The following is a 15,572-nucleotide window of genomic DNA, read 5'->3' as shown; positions in this document are numbered from 1 at the left end:
GGGATGTCCGGCCCTCGGCCGTTGAACCGTATGCAGGATTGGTGAAACGCTAAAGCTGGCATCCAGGCGATCTGCTTGAACGAATCACCAATCACCAATCACCAATCCCCGCCGGTCGATGTCGTCGCCGGCGTCATCACCGACGCCCGCGGCCGCATCCTGCTGGCGCGGCGCACCGAAGGTCGTGACCTCGCCGGCCTCTGGGAATTCCCCGGCGGCAAGCGCGAGGCCGACGAATCGCCGGAAGCGGCACTGATCCGCGAACTGCACGAGGAACTCGGCATCCACGTCGAAATCGGCGCGGCGCTGATCGCCGTGCCGCAGCAGTACCCGCACAAGCGCCTGCGACTGGACGTTCGCCACGTGGCGTCGTGGCGTGGCGGCGCGCCCAAGGGGCTGGATGGACAGGCCTTGGCCTGGGTGCCGCCGCACAAGCTGGCCAGCTATACGATGCCGCCGGCGGACCGACCGGTCGTCGCCGCGCTGTTGCAGCCATCGGCCTATCTGGTGACACCGACACCGGGCGATGACGATGCCAACTGGCTGGAAGGCCTGCATCGCGCGCTGGCCGGCGGCGTCCGCCGGGTTCAGCTGCGCGCCCCCGGGCTCGAGGCGCAGCGCTGGCGCCAGCTCTGCGCCCAGGCGGTAGCCTCGTGCCGGCAGGCCCACGCGGCCGTGCTGATCAATGGCGATGTGGCGCTCGCGCAGGAACTGCAGACCGGCCTGCACCTGCGTGCCTCGCAACTGCGCGAGTTCCGGCAGCGACCCTTGCCCATCGGCTTCGAAGTGGCTGCCTCCTGTCATGGCTCGGACGAACTGCGCGCGGCCGAGGCCCTGCAATGCGACTTCGCCGTGGTCGGTCCGGTACGGCCGACGCCGACGCATCCGGAAGCCTCCGGCATCGGTTGGCCCGGCTTCGCCGCCTTGCGCGAGCAGGTGTCGTTGCCGATCTACGCCATCGGTGGCCTGGCTCCGGAAGACATCCTCGAAGCACGCGCCCACGGCGCGCAGGGCATCGCCGCGATCCGCGGACTCTGGCCCGTATAGGAAATCCATGTCGCGCCCTGGTAGGAGCGCACCCGGCGCGAACCTTCTCGAACCCGCAAGAAAACGTTCGCGCCCAAGTGCGCTCCTACAGCCAGACGGCATCCCAGAACGGATAGTCCCCGACTCGCGATACCAGTCGCGCCCGAATCGGATTGGCGACGATGTAGCGCGCGACTTCAACAATGTCCTCCTCCCTGCGCAAGGCATGGTCGTGATAGCCGCGATCCCACAAAGCGCCTCGTCGTCCGGTTGCCGCATTCACCGCGCCTGCGCTGCGGGCCTTCATCCGGTTGACGACTTGGGCCAGCGGATCGCCGGAGCCCAACTGCAGCAACCAGTGCACATGGTCCGGCATCAGCACCCAAGCCAGCAGTTGCGCATCACCCACGGATGCTGCGCTGGTGAAACTGCCGGCAGCCGCGCTGCCGATCACAAAGTCGCTGAAGGCGTGCGCACGCTTAAACGTCGTCGTGGTGACGTGATAGACATGATGCGCGAGCGACGCACGGCCGCGGCGTAGCGCCGCATGCCCGTGTGGCCGCTGAAAGTGCGTATCCATGCGGTAATGATCTGGTGCTCCCGACGCAAGGGATAGCAGCCGCCCCCGCAAAACCACGTAGGAAAACTCCTCGGCTGTTGTAGGAGCGCACTCGGGCGCGACCTCCCGGAACCGCCAGAAACCGGTCGCGCCCAGGTGCGCTCCTACAATACAGATGCCTTCCTAGCGGCGAGCCAGAACCCGATAACGCGCATCCAATGCCGCGACCTGCGTGTCGAGCGCCGATATCGGGCCATCATTGACGATCACGTCGTCGGCGATCGCCAGCCGCTGGCCGCGCGTGGCCTGTGCGGAAAGCATCTTCTCCGCCAACGCCGCATCGATGCCGTCGCGGCGCATCAACCGTGCGAACTGCACCTCGCGTGGCACGTCGATCGCCAGGATGCGGTGCAGCCATGGATAGGCGTCGCGGCCGCCGCCCTCGGCCAGCAGCGGGATCGCGGCGATGGCATAAGGGCCGGGCGCGGCCTCGCAGGCCGCCTGCAGCAGCCTGCGCACGCGCGGATGCACGATCGCCTCCAGCCGCCTGCGCGCTGCGTCGTCGGCAAACACATGGCGCCGCATGGCGGCCCGGTCGAGGGCGCCGCTGGCGTCCAGCACGTCGGCGCCGAACGCCGCGACCACCTCGAAGAGGCCGGCAGAACCCACGGTGACGGCCTCGCGCGCCGCCACGTCAGCGTCGGCCACCATGATGCCCAAGGCCTCGAAACGCCGCGTCACCTCGCTCTTGCCCGAGGCCACGCCGCCGGTGAGTCCGATGATGAAATCGCTCATCCGTCGATTATGTAGGAGCGCATGCGGGCGCGTCGTGGCTCGTGGAGCCGGCTTACTTCAGGCCCGCATAGCGCATGTAGGCGTCGGTGATGTATCCGCCCCAGAAGAACACGATCCAACCGGCAACGGCCAGATACGGGCCAAATGGAATCGGCGTCGCCTTGTCGCGACCCTTCATCACCAGCCAGGCCGAACCGACCAGCGCGCCGACCAGCGATGACAGCAGGATCGTCGGCAGGATGCCGCTCAAGCCGACCCACGCGCCCAGCGCGGCCAGCAGCTTGAAGTCGCCGTGGCCCATGCCGTCCTTGCCGCTGATCTGCTTGTACAGCCACCACACCGACCAGAGGCTGATGTAGCCGGCCATCACCCCGAGCAATGCGGCCTTCTGGCCGATGTAGAGGTTCTCCACCGCCGCGATCAGCCCCAGCCACATCAGCGGCAGCGTCAACTGGTCCGGCAACAACTGCGTGCGCAGGTCGATGCCCGACAGCGCGATCAGGAAGCAGGTGAACACGATCGCGCCGAAGCCCTGCCAGCCGAAGCCGAAGCGCCACACGCAGGCGACCACCAGCACCATCGTCAGCAGTTCCACCAGCGGATACTGCAGCGAAATGCGCTTGCCGCTATGCCGCGAACGTCCGCGCAGGATCAGGTAGCTCAGGACGGGGATGTTCTCCCACCACGCCAACGGCGTACCGGTGTCCGGGTCGTGCGAGCGCTCCACCACGATCCCAGGCGGCGGCGGATCGTACAGATCCGGCTCGCCGAGCATCTCGCGACTGTCGCGCCGCCACTCCCACTCCAGCCGCTTCGGCAGCCGCAGAATGACGACATTGAGGAAGCTGCCCAGCAGCAGCCCGAGTCCGGCCGCGACGGGATAGCCGAGGCCGGGGTTCTGGTCGAGGAATGCCATCCGTGTATTAGACGACAGCCGCCAGCTTGAAGATAGGCAGGTACATGCCGATGACCATGCCGCCGACCAGCACGCCGATGAATACCATGATCATCGGCTCGATCAGGCTGGCCAACGCGTCGACTGCGTTGTTGACTTCCTGCTCGTAGAACTCGGCGACCTTGAACAACATGGTGTCCAGCGCACCCGCCTCCTCGCCGATGGCGGTCATCTGCACCACCATATGCGGAAATAGGTTGACCTGCTTCATCGCCATATTGACTTGGTAACCGACGGAGACGTCGTCGCGAATTCGATAGACCGCCTTCTCATAAACGCTGTTGCCTGTAGCGCCGGCGACCGTTTCCAACGCCTCGACCAGAGGCACGCCTGCTTTGAAAGTTGTAGCCAGCGTACGTGCGAAGCGAGCGATCGCCGAATTGTGCATGATCGTTCCTATCACCGGTATCTTCAGGACCGTGCGGTCGATGAAATGCTGGAATCGCGGCGAGCGCTTGAAAAAATAGATTGCGGCAAAAAGTGCGCTCGCCAGAATCAGCAATACCAACCACCACCATGCCACCATAAAGCGCGAGGCATTGACGATGATCTGCGTGAATGCCGGCAGCTCAGCGCCAAAGTTCTTGAACACTTCTTCGAACTGCGGTACGACGAAGATCAGCAAGATCGCGCTGACAACGATGGCCACCGCGATCACCATGATTGGATAGAACAGGGCCTTCTTGATCTTTCCTTTCAGCGCTTCCGTGTTCTCCTTGTAGGTGGCGATGGTGTCCAGCACGGTTTCCAATACACCGGCACTTTCGCCCGCCCGTACGAGGTTGCGAAACAACTCATCGAACTGCACCGGATGCCTGGTCATGGCTTCGTAGATCGATGAGCCACCGGCGATATCCGAACGCAACTCACTTACCATCTTCTGCATTTTCGGATTTTTCTGTCCGCCTGCGATGATTTCGAGCGCTTGTACGATTGGAACACCGGATTTCATCATGGTGGCCAATTGGCGGCTGAAAATTGCAATCTCTTTGGCAGAAATGTTGTGGCCGGTGCTGCCAAAAAGGGGTTTCGGCTTGGCCTTGACCACCTTTGGCGTAATACCCTGCCTACGCAGCTCTGCACGCAGCAAGTTGGCATTCTTGGCCTGTTGCTCCCCCTTCATTACAGTGCCGCGCTTGTCCGTACCCTGCCAAACGAAGGTTTCAAGCGTATTGGCGGCACGGGTGCGTGCCTGCGCTTTGCCGGCGGCTTTGCTCACGGCCATGAGATTAATCCTTGGTTACACGGTTGATTTCGGCCAGGCTGGTGAGCCCGCTCTTCACTTTCCACAGCGCCGACTGCCGTAAATCACGGACACCCGCTTTCTGCGCAGCCTCGGCAATGGCCATGGCGTTTCCGCCTTCCAGCACGATGGCTTGAATCTCTTCGCTCATGGGCATTACCTGATAGATACCCATGCGGCCCTTGTAGCCTTCGGTACATTCATTGCAACCGACGGCTTCGTAAACCGTAATGCCAGCTTGTACTTCGTCACTACTGAAGCCTTCGGCCAGCAAGGCATGGTCGGGCAAATGTACCTCGCGCTTGCAGTCATGCAGGCGCCGCGCCAGGCGCTGGGCGATGACCAAGCTCACGGAGCTGGTGATGTTGTAAGGTGCCACGCCCATGTTCATCAGACGTGCGATCGTCTGTGGCGCATCGTTCGTATGCAGCGTGGACAACACCATATGGCCCGTCTGGGCGGCTTTGATGGCGATTTCCGCCGTTTCCAGGTCGCGGATTTCGCCGACCATGATGACGTCCGGGTCCTGGCGCAGGAAACTGCGTAGCGCGGCGGCGAACGTCATGCCGCGCTTGAGGTTCATCTGCACCTGATTGATGCCATTGACGCGGATCTCGACCGGGTCCTCGACTGTCGAAATATTGCGCTGGTCGTCGTTGAGGATGTTCAGCGCGGTATACAGCGAAACCGTTTTGCCGGACCCGGTGGGGCCCGTGACCAGCACCATGCCGTACGGCTTCTGTACGGCCTCCAGGAACAGCTGCTTCTGATCATCCTCGTAGCCGAGCTTCTCGATGCCCAGGCGGGCCGCAGCGCTGTCGAGCACGCGCAGCACTACCTTTTCACCGAATAGTGTCGGCAAAGTGCTGGTACGGAAGTCGATCTGCTTGGTCTTGGACAGGTTCAGCTTGATGCGGCCGTCCTGGGGCACGCGCTTCTCGGCGATGTCCAACTGAGCCATGACCTTGAGGCGGGCAGAAACACGCGCCTGCAGTTTGACGGGAAGCTTGGCGACCGTCTTCAGCAACCCGTCGATGCGGAAGCGAACCCGGTAGTCGGTCTCGTAGGGCTCGAAGTGGATATCAGACGCGCCGCGGCGGATGGCATCCACCAAAACCTTGTTGATGAACTTGACCACCGGGGTATCGTCGCCACTGGCGTCTACGCCCGCGTCAGCCACCGACAGATCATCGTCGCCGCCGCCGACGTCCAGTGTCTCCATGCCCTCGGCATCGCCGGTCATATCGGCGAGCGTGTCGTTCATGTCCAGCCACTGTGCCAAGGTGCGCCGGATGGTGTCCTCATCAACCAGGATCGGCTCCACAGCCAGGTTCGAATTGAACTTGATCTCGTCCAGCGCGTGGCTGTTGGTGGGGTCGGAGGTCCCGATGAATAGCCGGTTGCCGCGCTTGAACAGCGGCAGCACGTGGTGCTTGGTGACCAGGTCTTCCTTTACCAGCTTCAGCGCATTCTGGCTGGCATCCATGGTCGCCGGGTCAAACAGCGGCATGCCAAACTCGATCGAGTTGGCGGCCGCCATCTGGGGCGCCGAGACCAGTCGATTTTCTGTCAGGTAGGCGGCAATCTGCTTGCGCTCGCGCGTCGCAGACGCCAAGGCCGCCCGAGCGGCCGCTTCATCCAGTGCCCCGTCCAGCACCAAGCGCCGGGCAATGCCGGTGATGCCGACCAGGTTGGCTGCCGGAACCGCGTTCATGGAATTCATACCTCTCCCCGAGGTGGCCTGACTTTACCTCAAATAGGCAAGCACGAACGGTGCCAGGATCACCTTTTCGTAACAAGTCCGGATTCAGCTAAGCTTGGCGCAGGGGGACCCATGCGCATATCCGTTGTACTGCCCGCCAAAAACGAAGCCGAAGGCCTGGGCCGGACACTGCCGGCCTTGCGGGCACAGTTGCCTGATGCCGAGATCATCGTAGTAGACGACGGCTCCACCGATGACACGGCTGCTATCGCCGCAGAGCACGGGGTGAGGGTACTTAGTGCACCTTATTCCATGGGCAATGGTGCCGCTATTAAGCGCGGCGCCCGTGCGGCCAGTGGTGAGGTGATCGTATTCATGGACGCCGATGGCCAGCATGATCCGGCCCATATCCCGGCGCTGCTGGCAAAGTTGGGCGAGGGCTACGACATGGTGGTCGGTGCTCGCGATTCTTCAGGCCAAGCCAACGCGGGTAGAGGCTTGGCCAATGCCTTCTACAACCGCTTGGCAAGTTGGATGACGGGAATGCGGATTGCCGACCTTACTTCCGGCTTTCGCGCAGTGCGCGCTTACCAGTTCCGAGAATTCCTACACCTGCTGCCGAACGGCTTTTCCTACCCCACCACATCAACCATGGCCTTCTTCCGCAGCGCCTACCCGGTTGCCTATGTGCCTATTCCTGTCGCTAAACGGATCGGCAATAACAGTCATATACGGCCGATCAAGGATGGCATTCGTTTCCTGCTGATCATCTTCAAGATCGCCACCCTGTACTCGCCGTTGAAGCTGTTCGCGCCTACTGCAGCCGCTTTCCTGACTCTCGGGCTAGGCCACTATGCCTACACATTCATGACGCAAGGACGCTTCACCAACATGAGTGCTTTGCTTCTCAGCGCTGCCGTGATCGTCTTTCTCATTGGACTGATCTCGGAGCAGATTACCTCGTTGACCTATCGTCCTGTGCGTTCCGATTAATAGACTGTTGCATCATGCCTAGGATGCGACAACTCGCTAGTAGGTTGGCCGGCACGCCATTGCATCCCCAATGGCTGATGCCGCGCCGCCGGGTGCACGAAAGTATCCGTATGGCCGATGGTGTCGTATTGGATATCGGTGCCGCGAATCGCTGGGTAGAACGGGAGCTGGGACAGCGTGCAGACTATATAGCCTTGGATTATCCGGCTACCGCTTCGGAGCTGTATGGAACCGTTCCGGATGTTTTTGGTGATGCGGCTACGCTGCCGTTCGCGGATAAAAGCGTAGCCGCGATCACCTGTTATGAGGTTCTTGAGCACGTCCGAGAGCCGGACGTCGTCATCGCGGAAATATCCCGCATTCTAGTCGCCGGCGGCGTAGCGGAATTCACGATGCCGTTCCTATACCCAGTTCACGACGCGCCCTACGATTATCAGCGTCTGACAGAGTACGGTTGGTCGCGCAGCGTTGAGAAGGCTGGTTTGGAGCTAGTTGCCATAGAGCATCTCGGGCATTCGACGCACGCCGCGAGCGTTCTTCTTTGTCTCGCTTTATCCGGATCGCTGCAGATGGCCTCGCCGATCGGATTTGCGTGGCGCTTACCGCTAGCTGCGGTTCTCATTCCTTTCATCAATCTTGCCGGATGGATGCTTGCCTGGATTTGGCCGACGTGGAAGGCGATGGCTCTGGGTCACCGGGTTCTGGTTCGTAAGCCTGGATGAGTATGCACGGGTTATTCGCGAGCGAGCGCGGCGCTGGCAGGGGACGAGATGGGGCGATATCTTGGATGAGTCGCGGGGGTGGCGTGCTGGACGTGGGTGGCTGCGCCGGCCATCGAGCAAGCGCGAGACGATTCGGATGAAAGTCGCTCTGGAGCCGGGTGTAAGACCGCGTTTGCTCGTGATGGCATCGACCTATCCGCGTTGGCGAGGCGATCCCGAGCCGGGCTTCGTGCATGAACTGTCCAAACGGCTGGTCGAGCGGTTCGACGTGCGCGTCCTGTGCCCGCATACGGATGGGGCCTTGCCGCGGGAGACGCTGGACGGGGTGGATGTGGTCAGGTACCGCTATGCGCCGGCCAGGCTGGAAAAGCTGGTGAACGATGGTGGCATTGTCGCTAACCTGAAGCGTTCGCCCTGGAAATGGCTTCTCGTGCCGGGATTCCTGGCCTGCATGGCATTCGCGTTTTTGCGCCTGACGATGACTTGGCGTCCCAACGTCACCCATGCGCACTGGCTGGTTCCGCAAGGCTTGCTCGCCGCAGCGGCGTCCCTGCTCGGCTTGCGTTATGTGACGACTTCCCACGGTGCCGACCTGTTCGCCTTGCGCGGTGCTTTTCTGCGGCCGCTCAAGCGTTTCGTCGTCGATCGCTCCGAGGCGACAACCGTTGTCAGCAAAGCGATGCGGGACGAGCTGCTGCGGCTGGGCGCGCCGCCAAAAAAGATCTCCGTGCTGTCGATGGGAGTGGATCTGCGGAACACCTTCACAGTCGACCCCCACGTCGAGCGCTCGAAAGACGAATTGCTGTTCGTGGGCCGCTTGGTCGAGAAAAAAGGGGTGGGCCATCTGCTCGCAGTGCTGCCCGTCGTCCGGCTCCGCCACCCGAAGGCGACGCTGACGATCGTCGGGTTCGGCCCGGAGGAGGCGGCGCTGCGCGAGCAGTCGCGTCGATTGGGCCTGGAGCCGCACGTGCGCTTCGTCGGGGCTATCGGGCAAGTCGAACTTCCCGCGTTCTATCGGCGCGCGGCCCTCTTCGTCGCTCCTTTCGTAAAGTCGTCCACGGGCGACGAAGAGGGGTTGGGTCTGGTAGTGGTGGAAGCGATCGGCTGCGGTTGCCCGGTCCTTGTCGGCGAGGTCGCGGCAACACACGATCTGCCCGTGCGGCGTGTATCGTCCGTGAATGTGGGCGCATTCGAAGCCGCGATATCGGAGATGCTCGCAAGCGGAACCGCGCTGCAGGACGAAACTGCGCGTTCGCGGCAGGTGTGTCTGGAGCGCTTCGACTGGGATGCTGTCGCTGCGCGCTATGCTGGCTTGCTGGCTTCAGCTTCGGTCTGACGGCGGGAGATCCGCCTTCGTCGCTTCCCAAGTGCCGGTCAGGAACGAAAGCATTCCGGCCCCCCTCATCAGCGCGGATGCGATGGGGAACGGCATACTCGGTATCGATACGGCCAAGTCGGTGGCCGCCGCCAAAGTCGGCGCCAGAACCGAAGCGATCCGCCCCATTGGGCGCAACCATGGATTGAGCCTGGCATCGAAGCGCGCATAACTGAGGGCCTGATACGCTTCGACATGGACAGTCGCGAACCGTTCGGCGTTGTAGCGTCCAGCTTCGCGCATCTTGCGACAAACGGCCGCGGCCGAGAGATCGTCGCCATGAATGACGCTGGCATCACTCACCCAAACCACGCGGCCCAAGGTCGCCAGACGCATCAGCAGATCCCTGTCCTCGAAGCCGTAGCGCTGATATTTGGTGTCGAAACCGCCGACTTCCAGGAACGCCGATTTATTGAAAGCCATATTTGCGGTGGTTCCAGCGCCCGCCACTCCACGTGCCATTAAGGACTCGCGCCTTGCCGACGCCGCGCGCTGATAGCGGTCCCAGAAGCCACCGCCATAGCCGGCAACCGAACCGCACGTGGCAACGGCGCCGCTTTCCAGGATGCGCAGATGATGCGCTAGGAATCGGCGGTCCGAAGGCACGCAATCGGAATCGAGCAGCACGACGTATCGGCTTCCGGCTTGTTGCACGCCGATATTGCGGGTGCGGGCGCGGCCTAGGTTGACTGGATTGCGGTACAGGCGAATGTGGGTTGCGAATTCGGCTTCCAGCGCGTCGGCCGTGGCATCGGGCGAGCCGTCGTCGACGACAACGATCTCGAAGCCCGCTCCGCCGTCCAATCGCTGGGCCAGAAGCGCTGAAAGGGTGCTGCGAGCCTGTTCCAGGTTGCCGAACACGGGCACGATCACGCTTGCTGCAATCGCGTCCCGATCGTATCCGGTCGTGGCCGCCATCACGGTCGGCACCGGAGCCGCAGAGCAAGGCGCATGAGTGCGGGCCGGCGTTTGAGCCCCTCGGTCAGCCTGTTTCGCGCACGTGTGATCCGCCACGCCAGCGTGCCCACTGCGCGCGTCCGGCGCTGCTTTTCGGCGCGAAGTTCGCGCAGACGCGAGCAGAGCAGAGCGATGGTCGGATACTGCACGGCGTCAATGGTGTAGTACGGCTGCGCTTCGTCGCTGTCGATAAGAGGCCATGCCGTGGCCAGCGCCGAAGCATGCGTAGGCGCGGGGAGATCGCAGGTCGGATGGCCTGCCGCGAGGTCGGCGAAATGCTCGAGCACGCGCTGGCAAGTGCGGCCGTCCAGGCCCGGAAGGTGGACTGCTGTCAGACCGCGCCGCTTGGCTGTCCGCGGATCGTCGCCGCTGCGAATAGACGCGACGAACCTAATCGCCTGGCTTGGCGAACTAGCCGTGGCGCAATGGCTGGCGATCCGGGCCGCTTCCTCGTTCAATTCCTCGCCCACGGGATTGTGCAGATACAGCATCGGTTTACCGGTGGCGAGGTATTCCACGAGGAACGAGCCCGCATCGGTCATCAGCGCGTCGGAAGCGGCGAAGGCGTGACGGTGATCACTGCGTTCGTCCAGGGCAATGCCGGCTCGAAGCAATTCTGCGCGCAGGGCCAAGAGTTGCTCATTCCCGAACTGCAGTTCTGCCTTTATGACAGGGAACAGCCCAGGGTGCGGACGCCAGACAAGAGCAATGCCCGGCTCGCGCAACGCATAGGCGAACAGCGGTTCGGCCAACGAATCGAAAGTGGAATAGCAAAGGCCGTTGGCATGACTCAAGCCAAAGCTGAAGTGCGAATTCCACAGCACGGCGAAGCGGTCGCCGATCGCGCTTGCCAATTCCGGGTCCGTAGGGAAACGCGCGATATCGTGCAGGGCATCCAGCCGGGGTAGGCCCAGCACGTGCACGTGCCGGTCGCCGCTAGGGCAATATCTCGCATACAACGCCTTCTCGAAATGGGAACGGGCGATGATGCTGTCGGCTAGGATCTGGGTCGGCTGCGCGTACTGATAACTGAGGTTTTTTTCGCCGGCACCTGTGACCAAGCCGTAAGGTAGGTAGACCGTGCGGGCTACCTTGCGCCGGATCACGTCGAAATGGAACTCCGGCGGTCGCTCTCGATCGTACGGCGCATTGAAGACGGCAATGTCGTACTGGCCGGGCGCGGGCATAATGCCGTCGCGCGCCCATTCGCTGTAGTCGACGCCGTCCGCATCGAGGACTTGCGCGGCCTTTTCGTTGGCGCCGCGCGCCTCCGGATCAGCGTAGTTGTAAGGAAGCAGACAAACATGGCCGGAAAAGCGCGGATCCGATTGCATGGCACGCCAAAGCCCAGCGACGTTGACCCAGCTCTCGGCACGCTGGCACAGCAACAGCACCCTGATCTTCCGCGGATCCGAAGACATGGCCGAATGCGTCATGCCGGGTGCGGTCAGGCCGGTCCCGGACCGATGGGCGTCAAGCCTTGGGCGAAGGCGCCGGCGCGCTGCAGATCGTCGGCTGTGTCCACTTCGGACAATTCCAACGCGAAAGCCGGCAACGGCAGGCGCGCTTCCAATTGCTGGAAGACGTAGCCATCGATCCTGTCCATCAGGTTCGGTGGCCCAGACACCACGTTGGCCCATTCGAAGGGCATGCGCGTCTCTCGCGTGAACTGCGTCAGGCGCGTACTGGCTCCGATGTTCTCGGTTGCGGCGAAAACGGCCTGGTCGCTGGACGCGGGCGTAATCCCGACTAGGATCGGCTCGCGGGCCGCCTGTGCCACGAAACCGGCAAAAGACACCGGAGAGATCACCAGATCGCCGTCCATGAACACGATCTTGGAGGAGAATCCGCGCGCGCCCAAGGCCATGCTCGCCGCGGTGTTCGTGGTGCGGTAGTCCGGATTTCTGACAATGACTACATCCCGATGATGACGTGCGCAATGGTCAATGACCAACTCTTCGCGGTATCCCACCACAACATGGATCCTGGACACGTGTGGTTGCACTGTTTCAATCATCCGCGAAAGGATGGTCTGTCCATGTAGCTCGAGCATGCATTTGGGCAAGCCGAGCCCGAGCCGGGAGCCCAAACCTGCAGCGGCAATTACAGCGCCTGTAACAGGGAGCACAGGGTTTCTCCGTCATGGACGACGTAGCAGGCGGCGCCGACCGCGGATGCGGTCGGGCTGTGCACGCCGCCGAAGGCGATGGCGATGTCGGCGTTCTGGAACATCGGGACGTCGTTGGCGCCGTCGCCGACGGCGATGATACGTTGGTACTCGAGAGACGCGCGGATGCGTCTGATGACATCGCCCTTGTCCAAGACATGTTCCAGCAGCACGCGAGAATCGCCCATCGACGCGCGCGAGGTATAGGCCCTGCAGCCCAGCCGCTCGATCAGCGGGCCGACCCAGAGGTCCAGGTTCCCGGTCACCACGAAGCAGTCCTCCGGATTCCGCGTCACGAAGTCGAGCAGGCGGGGGTCGAGCGGAATTTCGGCGATGATTCCGTGGATTCGGGCTAACGGTATCTGGCCCAGGATCAAGGTTCGCAACCGCATCGAATCGTCGAAGCCGATCAGGCCTTCCATCGTGATCCGGGTCAGCGTGGCGATTTCCTCCGCGATGCCGGCCTCAGATGCGATCGAAGGGAGTATTTCGGTCGATGTCAGGGTGCCGTCGAGGTCGAAGCAGAACGCAGTTTTCATGCGAACCGCTCCAGCGTAAGCCATCGTTGCCGGGTTTCAGGCCGGTTGTTGAGCGAAGCATCGGCGTAGACGTCGCCGCTCCCCGTCACGGCGAATCCTTGTGCGAACAAGGGGGACATGGCGTCGATGACTTCCCCTTCCGTGCGGTAGATCGCGTTGTAGGTCTGCTCAAGATCGTCGGAGTAATGGTCGCGAATGGTCAGCCGCTCTCCGATGCCCATCGGCTCGCGCATCAGGATGCGGGCCGAAGCCGCGCCGATGTGCGCGAATCCGGCCAGCATCCGATCCAGTTCGTCGTCATTGAGATAGATCGCGATGCCGGCACACAGGATGCGATCAAAAGGTTGCTGCTGCCCCAGGATATCAAGCGTCAGCTCGTCGGCCGAAGCAACCGAGAAAGCGCAGTTCTCGCGCGAGACATGCAGCCGGCGCGCATGGGCAATCAGGCTAGGGCTGGCGTCGATTCCCAAGTAGAAGCCGCAATCGGCGGCGATTTCGTCCACCCAACGGCCGGTACCGCAGCCAATATCGATGAGCCTCTGTGTGCCGCTCAGCTCCAGCAGGGGCCGGATCAGCGTCTTCTCGGCCGCATCGCGCCGCTCGGCCAAGTCGGGATGCTTGTCCTGATAGATCACCGCGCGCAACGGACCGAGTTCACCGACCTTGCCCGCGCGCTGTTCGAAGAACGAGAGCACCGCATCGCGATCGATACGCGGGCCTTTGGCGCCAGGGGCAGTGGGGATTCTGGTCATGATTTTAAGCGGATCCTAGTCAACCGATTATGCTGGAAACTAGGCGGTTTTTTGAAGACCAGGGCCCACAGCAGCGCTGCGGTCACGGCTTGGGCGGCGAGCAAGGTCAAAACGGCGCCGTGCAAGCCGAAACTGGGCATTAGCCATGCAGCGATCAACACCATTGACGCCAGTCCGATGCATTGCGCCAGGATGCGGCGGTTGCGACGTTGACTGGTGAGCAGGACGTTGGAACCCAAAGCGCATAGCCCCATCAGCAAGGGCGAAAGCGACATCCATTTCGCGGCGGACGCGGCGCGTGCAAAGGTCTCGCCCAGCAGCCAAGGCAGCAGATCGGCGGCGAACCACATGACTATGCCGGCCAGCAGGCCATAGACCAACGCATGGCGCAGCATCTTTCCCACGAACGGCGAGGCACCGCCGCGCGAGTGCTCGCCTTCGCGGAACAGCCTAGGCAAGGCCGACATGGATAAAGCGACCACCGGCAGGACCAGCACCGTAGCCAAGCGGAACGCCGCGGTGTAAGCGCCCGCCGCTTCGGCGCCGGCCAGGCGTAAGACCAAAGTCTTGTCGAACGAACCCAGGCCGGTGTCGGCCAGGCGCATCAGCGAGAAACCTGCCGCTTCCCGCAATTCGGTCGTGCCGATCGACAGCGGCACGAGACCGGGCTTGAGCAGCCGCACCACGACGATAACGGCAGCCAACGCGGCGAGCGCCGCCATCGCCGCGTGGAAATACAGGTAGTGCGCGAGATCCCAAGCCGTGCCGAACGCCAAGAACAACAGGCCTGCGAGCAGGTTGGCCGCAGGCATGAAGACATAGATCATATTGGCCAAGCCCATACGGTTGTGCGCCTGGAACGCATAGCTGGACACGATCGTCAGCGGCAGGAAGAGCAGCTCCACCAATCCCACCAGCAAGAACACGGTCGCGCCGGCGGTTCCTCCCATGAGGGCCGAGCCGGCCAGGCCGAACGCCAGCGCCAGCGCGGCGCCCAGCGGCAATGTCGATCCCCACGCCTTGCGCCAGTACTCCGGGAAATGGTCCGTGCGCCGCGATACCTGCTGCAACATCAACAGGCCCATGCCGATTCCCGAGAAAGTGCCGATCAGCGCGGCCAGTCCCGAGATGCCCGCGAACTTGCCGTAGGCCTCCGCGCCGAGGCTGCGGGCGATGATGAGCGTCCACAGCAGTTGCAGGCCCACGCGTGTGAACTGCCAGAACGTGGTCAGCACGGTGTTGGCCACCAGCGAACCGGAAGCGAGGCGTGGGAAGGGAGGCAAGAGCGCGCCCAATGAACCTAGGTGCGGGAGTTATACACGCAGGCAATGGCCTGCGTGTATCACGAAGGCCTTCGCTAGCGGCAGGAGCTCGGCATGTACTTACCCGGCAATCCGCCGCATTGCCAGCTCAGGCTACCGTTTCGCTCGGTGACCTGCATGGTCAGGCTTTGCCCACTTATTTTCGCGCTTGCAGAGCTGCCGAAGATAACCGTGATCAGTCCGGCATTGTCGATGCTCACCGATCGGACGTAGTTGCCCGAGATCGACCCCGACAGAGCCATTCCTGCGGTGTGATTATCAGTAGGGAACTGCCCCTTGTCGCCGTAATAACCGGCGATGGCCTCCTTGGCCCCCGTAGCCAAACTCAACCCTTCGCTGACCTGAGAGCGGGCCACGTAATCCTGGTAAGCGGGTAACGCTATCGCAGCTAGGATCGCGATGATGGCGATGACGATCATGAGCTCGATCAAGGTGAAGCCGTTGTGTCGCGCCATTGCCTTCCCC

At 62.5% G+C, this 15,572-nt stretch carries 16 protein-coding genes; 4 read left to right on the top strand and 12 right to left on the bottom strand.

The genetic code is table 11. The annotated features are described in order from the left end of the window. Positions 1–75 precede the first annotated feature (75 nt). Positions 76–1,047, top strand: a complete 972-nt coding sequence (locus tag IP90_RS09970) for a Nudix family hydrolase (RefSeq protein ID WP_242007547.1) — start codon at positions 76–78, stop codon at positions 1,045–1,047. An 85-nt stretch (positions 1,048–1,132) separates the two neighbouring features. Here the strand turns inward: IP90_RS09970 and IP90_RS09965 are convergent, their stop codons facing one another. From IP90_RS09965 to pilB, 5 genes are all read right to left on the bottom strand, one after another. After that, a complete protein-coding gene (locus IP90_RS09965) occupies positions 1,133–1,606 on the bottom strand; it encodes an REP-associated tyrosine transposase (protein ID WP_144899479.1) in 474 nt (157 codons plus the stop codon). A 162-nt stretch (positions 1,607–1,768) separates the two neighbouring features. Then, positions 1,769–2,380: a dephospho-CoA kinase gene (coaE, locus tag IP90_RS09960; protein ID WP_144899478.1), complete on the bottom strand. Its 612-nt coding sequence runs from the start codon at positions 2,378–2,380 to the stop codon at positions 1,769–1,771. Positions 2,381–2,432: 52 nt separating this feature from the next. Beyond that, positions 2,433–3,296, bottom strand: a complete 864-nt coding sequence (locus IP90_RS09955; RefSeq protein WP_144899477.1) for a prepilin peptidase — start codon at positions 3,294–3,296, stop codon at positions 2,433–2,435. Positions 3,297–3,303: 7 nt separating this feature from the next. Then, positions 3,304–4,560 carry a type II secretion system F family protein gene (locus IP90_RS09950; protein WP_144899476.1) on the bottom strand — a complete coding sequence of 419 codons (1,257 nt, stop codon included), beginning with the start codon at positions 4,558–4,560 and terminating at the stop codon, positions 3,304–3,306. A 4-nt stretch (positions 4,561–4,564) separates the two neighbouring features. Beyond that, positions 4,565–6,292, bottom strand: coding sequence for a type IV-A pilus assembly ATPase PilB (gene pilB, locus IP90_RS09945; RefSeq protein ID WP_144899475.1), 1,728 nt, complete (start codon positions 6,290–6,292; stop codon positions 4,565–4,567). A gap of 120 nt (positions 6,293–6,412) precedes the next feature. Here pilB and IP90_RS09940 point away from each other — a divergent pair, with 120 nt between their 5' ends. The 3 genes from IP90_RS09940 (at position 6,413) to IP90_RS09930 (ending at position 9,331) form a co-directional block, all read left to right on the top strand. Continuing rightward, a complete protein-coding gene (locus IP90_RS09940; protein WP_144899474.1) occupies positions 6,413–7,273 on the top strand; it encodes a glycosyltransferase family 2 protein in 861 nt (286 codons plus the stop codon). 44 nt (positions 7,274–7,317) lie between these two features. Next, positions 7,318–7,995, top strand: coding sequence for a class I SAM-dependent methyltransferase (locus tag IP90_RS09935; protein WP_206751909.1), 678 nt, complete (start codon positions 7,318–7,320; stop codon positions 7,993–7,995). Positions 7,996–8,176: 181 nt separating this feature from the next. Beyond that, a complete protein-coding gene (locus IP90_RS09930) occupies positions 8,177–9,331 on the top strand; it encodes a glycosyltransferase (RefSeq protein ID WP_242007546.1) in 1,155 nt (384 codons plus the stop codon). Here IP90_RS09930 and IP90_RS09925 read toward each other — a convergent pair. The 7 genes from IP90_RS09925 to IP90_RS09895 form a co-directional block, all read right to left on the bottom strand. After that, positions 9,317–10,288 carry a glycosyltransferase family 2 protein gene (locus tag IP90_RS09925; protein ID WP_144899471.1) on the bottom strand — a complete coding sequence of 324 codons (972 nt, stop codon included), beginning with the start codon at positions 10,286–10,288 and terminating at the stop codon, positions 9,317–9,319. The two genes, IP90_RS09930 and IP90_RS09925, sit on opposite strands and share 15 nt — an antisense overlap. Further along, the gene (locus IP90_RS09920) at positions 10,288–11,748 is read right to left on the bottom strand and encodes a hypothetical protein (RefSeq protein WP_144899470.1); all 1,461 of its coding nucleotides are present in this window, start codon (positions 11,746–11,748) and stop codon (positions 10,288–10,290) included. The genes IP90_RS09925 and IP90_RS09920 overlap by 1 nt, the downstream gene beginning before the upstream one ends. A gap of 26 nt (positions 11,749–11,774) precedes the next feature. Next, the gene (locus IP90_RS09915) at positions 11,775–12,380 is read right to left on the bottom strand and encodes an NTP transferase domain-containing protein (RefSeq protein ID WP_242007545.1); all 606 of its coding nucleotides are present in this window, start codon (positions 12,378–12,380) and stop codon (positions 11,775–11,777) included. 50 nt (positions 12,381–12,430) lie between these two features. After that, entirely contained in the window at positions 12,431–13,033 is a 603-nt protein-coding gene (locus IP90_RS09910) for an HAD-IB family phosphatase (RefSeq protein ID WP_144899468.1), read from the bottom strand. Further along, on the bottom strand, positions 13,030–13,785 hold the full coding sequence (locus IP90_RS09905; RefSeq protein WP_144899467.1) for a class I SAM-dependent methyltransferase: 756 nt from the start codon (positions 13,783–13,785) through the stop codon (positions 13,030–13,032). Before IP90_RS09905 ends, IP90_RS09910 begins: the two co-directional genes overlap by 4 nt. Beyond that, positions 13,782–15,032 (bottom strand): lipopolysaccharide biosynthesis protein, encoded by a 1,251-nt coding sequence (locus tag IP90_RS09900; protein WP_158635317.1) that lies wholly within the window; start codon positions 15,030–15,032, stop codon positions 13,782–13,784. Before IP90_RS09900 ends, IP90_RS09905 begins: the two co-directional genes overlap by 4 nt. A 110-nt stretch (positions 15,033–15,142) precedes the next feature. Further along, positions 15,143–15,562: a pilin gene (locus IP90_RS09895; RefSeq protein WP_144899465.1), complete on the bottom strand. Its 420-nt coding sequence runs from the start codon at positions 15,560–15,562 to the stop codon at positions 15,143–15,145. Positions 15,563–15,572 lie beyond the last annotated feature (10 nt).

This window comes from Luteimonas cucumeris, from assembly GCF_007830035.1.
In the GTDB taxonomy this organism is placed as follows: Bacteria; Pseudomonadota; Gammaproteobacteria; order Xanthomonadales; family Xanthomonadaceae; genus Luteimonas_C; species Luteimonas_C cucumeris.
The sequence above is the reverse complement of the archived record's forward strand: the minus strand, read 5'-3'. Positions and strand labels throughout refer to the sequence as shown.

Coding starts and splice junctions, on each gene's coding strand:
- IP90_RS09915 (WP_242007545.1), bottom strand. CDS start 12,380: ATGCTCGAGCTACATGGACAGACCATCCTTTCGCGGATGATTGAAACA.
- IP90_RS09910 (WP_144899468.1), bottom strand. CDS start 13,033: ATGAAAACTGCGTTCTGCTTCGACCTCGACGGCACCCTGACATCGACC.
- IP90_RS09925 (WP_144899471.1), bottom strand. CDS start 10,288: ATGGCGGCCACGACCGGATACGATCGGGACGCGATTGCAGCAAGCGTG.
- IP90_RS09905 (WP_144899467.1), bottom strand. CDS start 13,785: ATGACCAGAATCCCCACTGCCCCTGGCGCCAAAGGCCCGCGTATCGAT.
- IP90_RS09965 (WP_144899479.1), bottom strand. CDS start 1,606: ATGGATACGCACTTTCAGCGGCCACACGGGCATGCGGCGCTACGCCGC.
- IP90_RS09895 (WP_144899465.1), bottom strand. CDS start 15,562: ATGGCGCGACACAACGGCTTCACCTTGATCGAGCTCATGATCGTCATC.
- IP90_RS09950 (WP_144899476.1), bottom strand. CDS start 4,560: ATGGCCGTGAGCAAAGCCGCCGGCAAAGCGCAGGCACGCACCCGTGCC.
- IP90_RS09940 (WP_144899474.1), top strand. CDS start 6,413: ATGCGCATATCCGTTGTACTGCCCGCCAAAAACGAAGCCGAAGGCCTG.
- IP90_RS09930 (WP_242007546.1), top strand. CDS start 8,177: ATGGCATCGACCTATCCGCGTTGGCGAGGCGATCCCGAGCCGGGCTTC.
- IP90_RS09920 (WP_144899470.1), bottom strand. CDS start 11,748: ATGTCTTCGGATCCGCGGAAGATCAGGGTGCTGTTGCTGTGCCAGCGT.
- IP90_RS09955 (WP_144899477.1), bottom strand. CDS start 3,296: ATGGCATTCCTCGACCAGAACCCCGGCCTCGGCTATCCCGTCGCGGCC.
- pilB (WP_144899475.1), bottom strand. CDS start 6,292: ATGAACGCGGTTCCGGCAGCCAACCTGGTCGGCATCACCGGCATTGCC.
- coaE (WP_144899478.1), bottom strand. CDS start 2,380: ATGAGCGATTTCATCATCGGACTCACCGGCGGCGTGGCCTCGGGCAAG.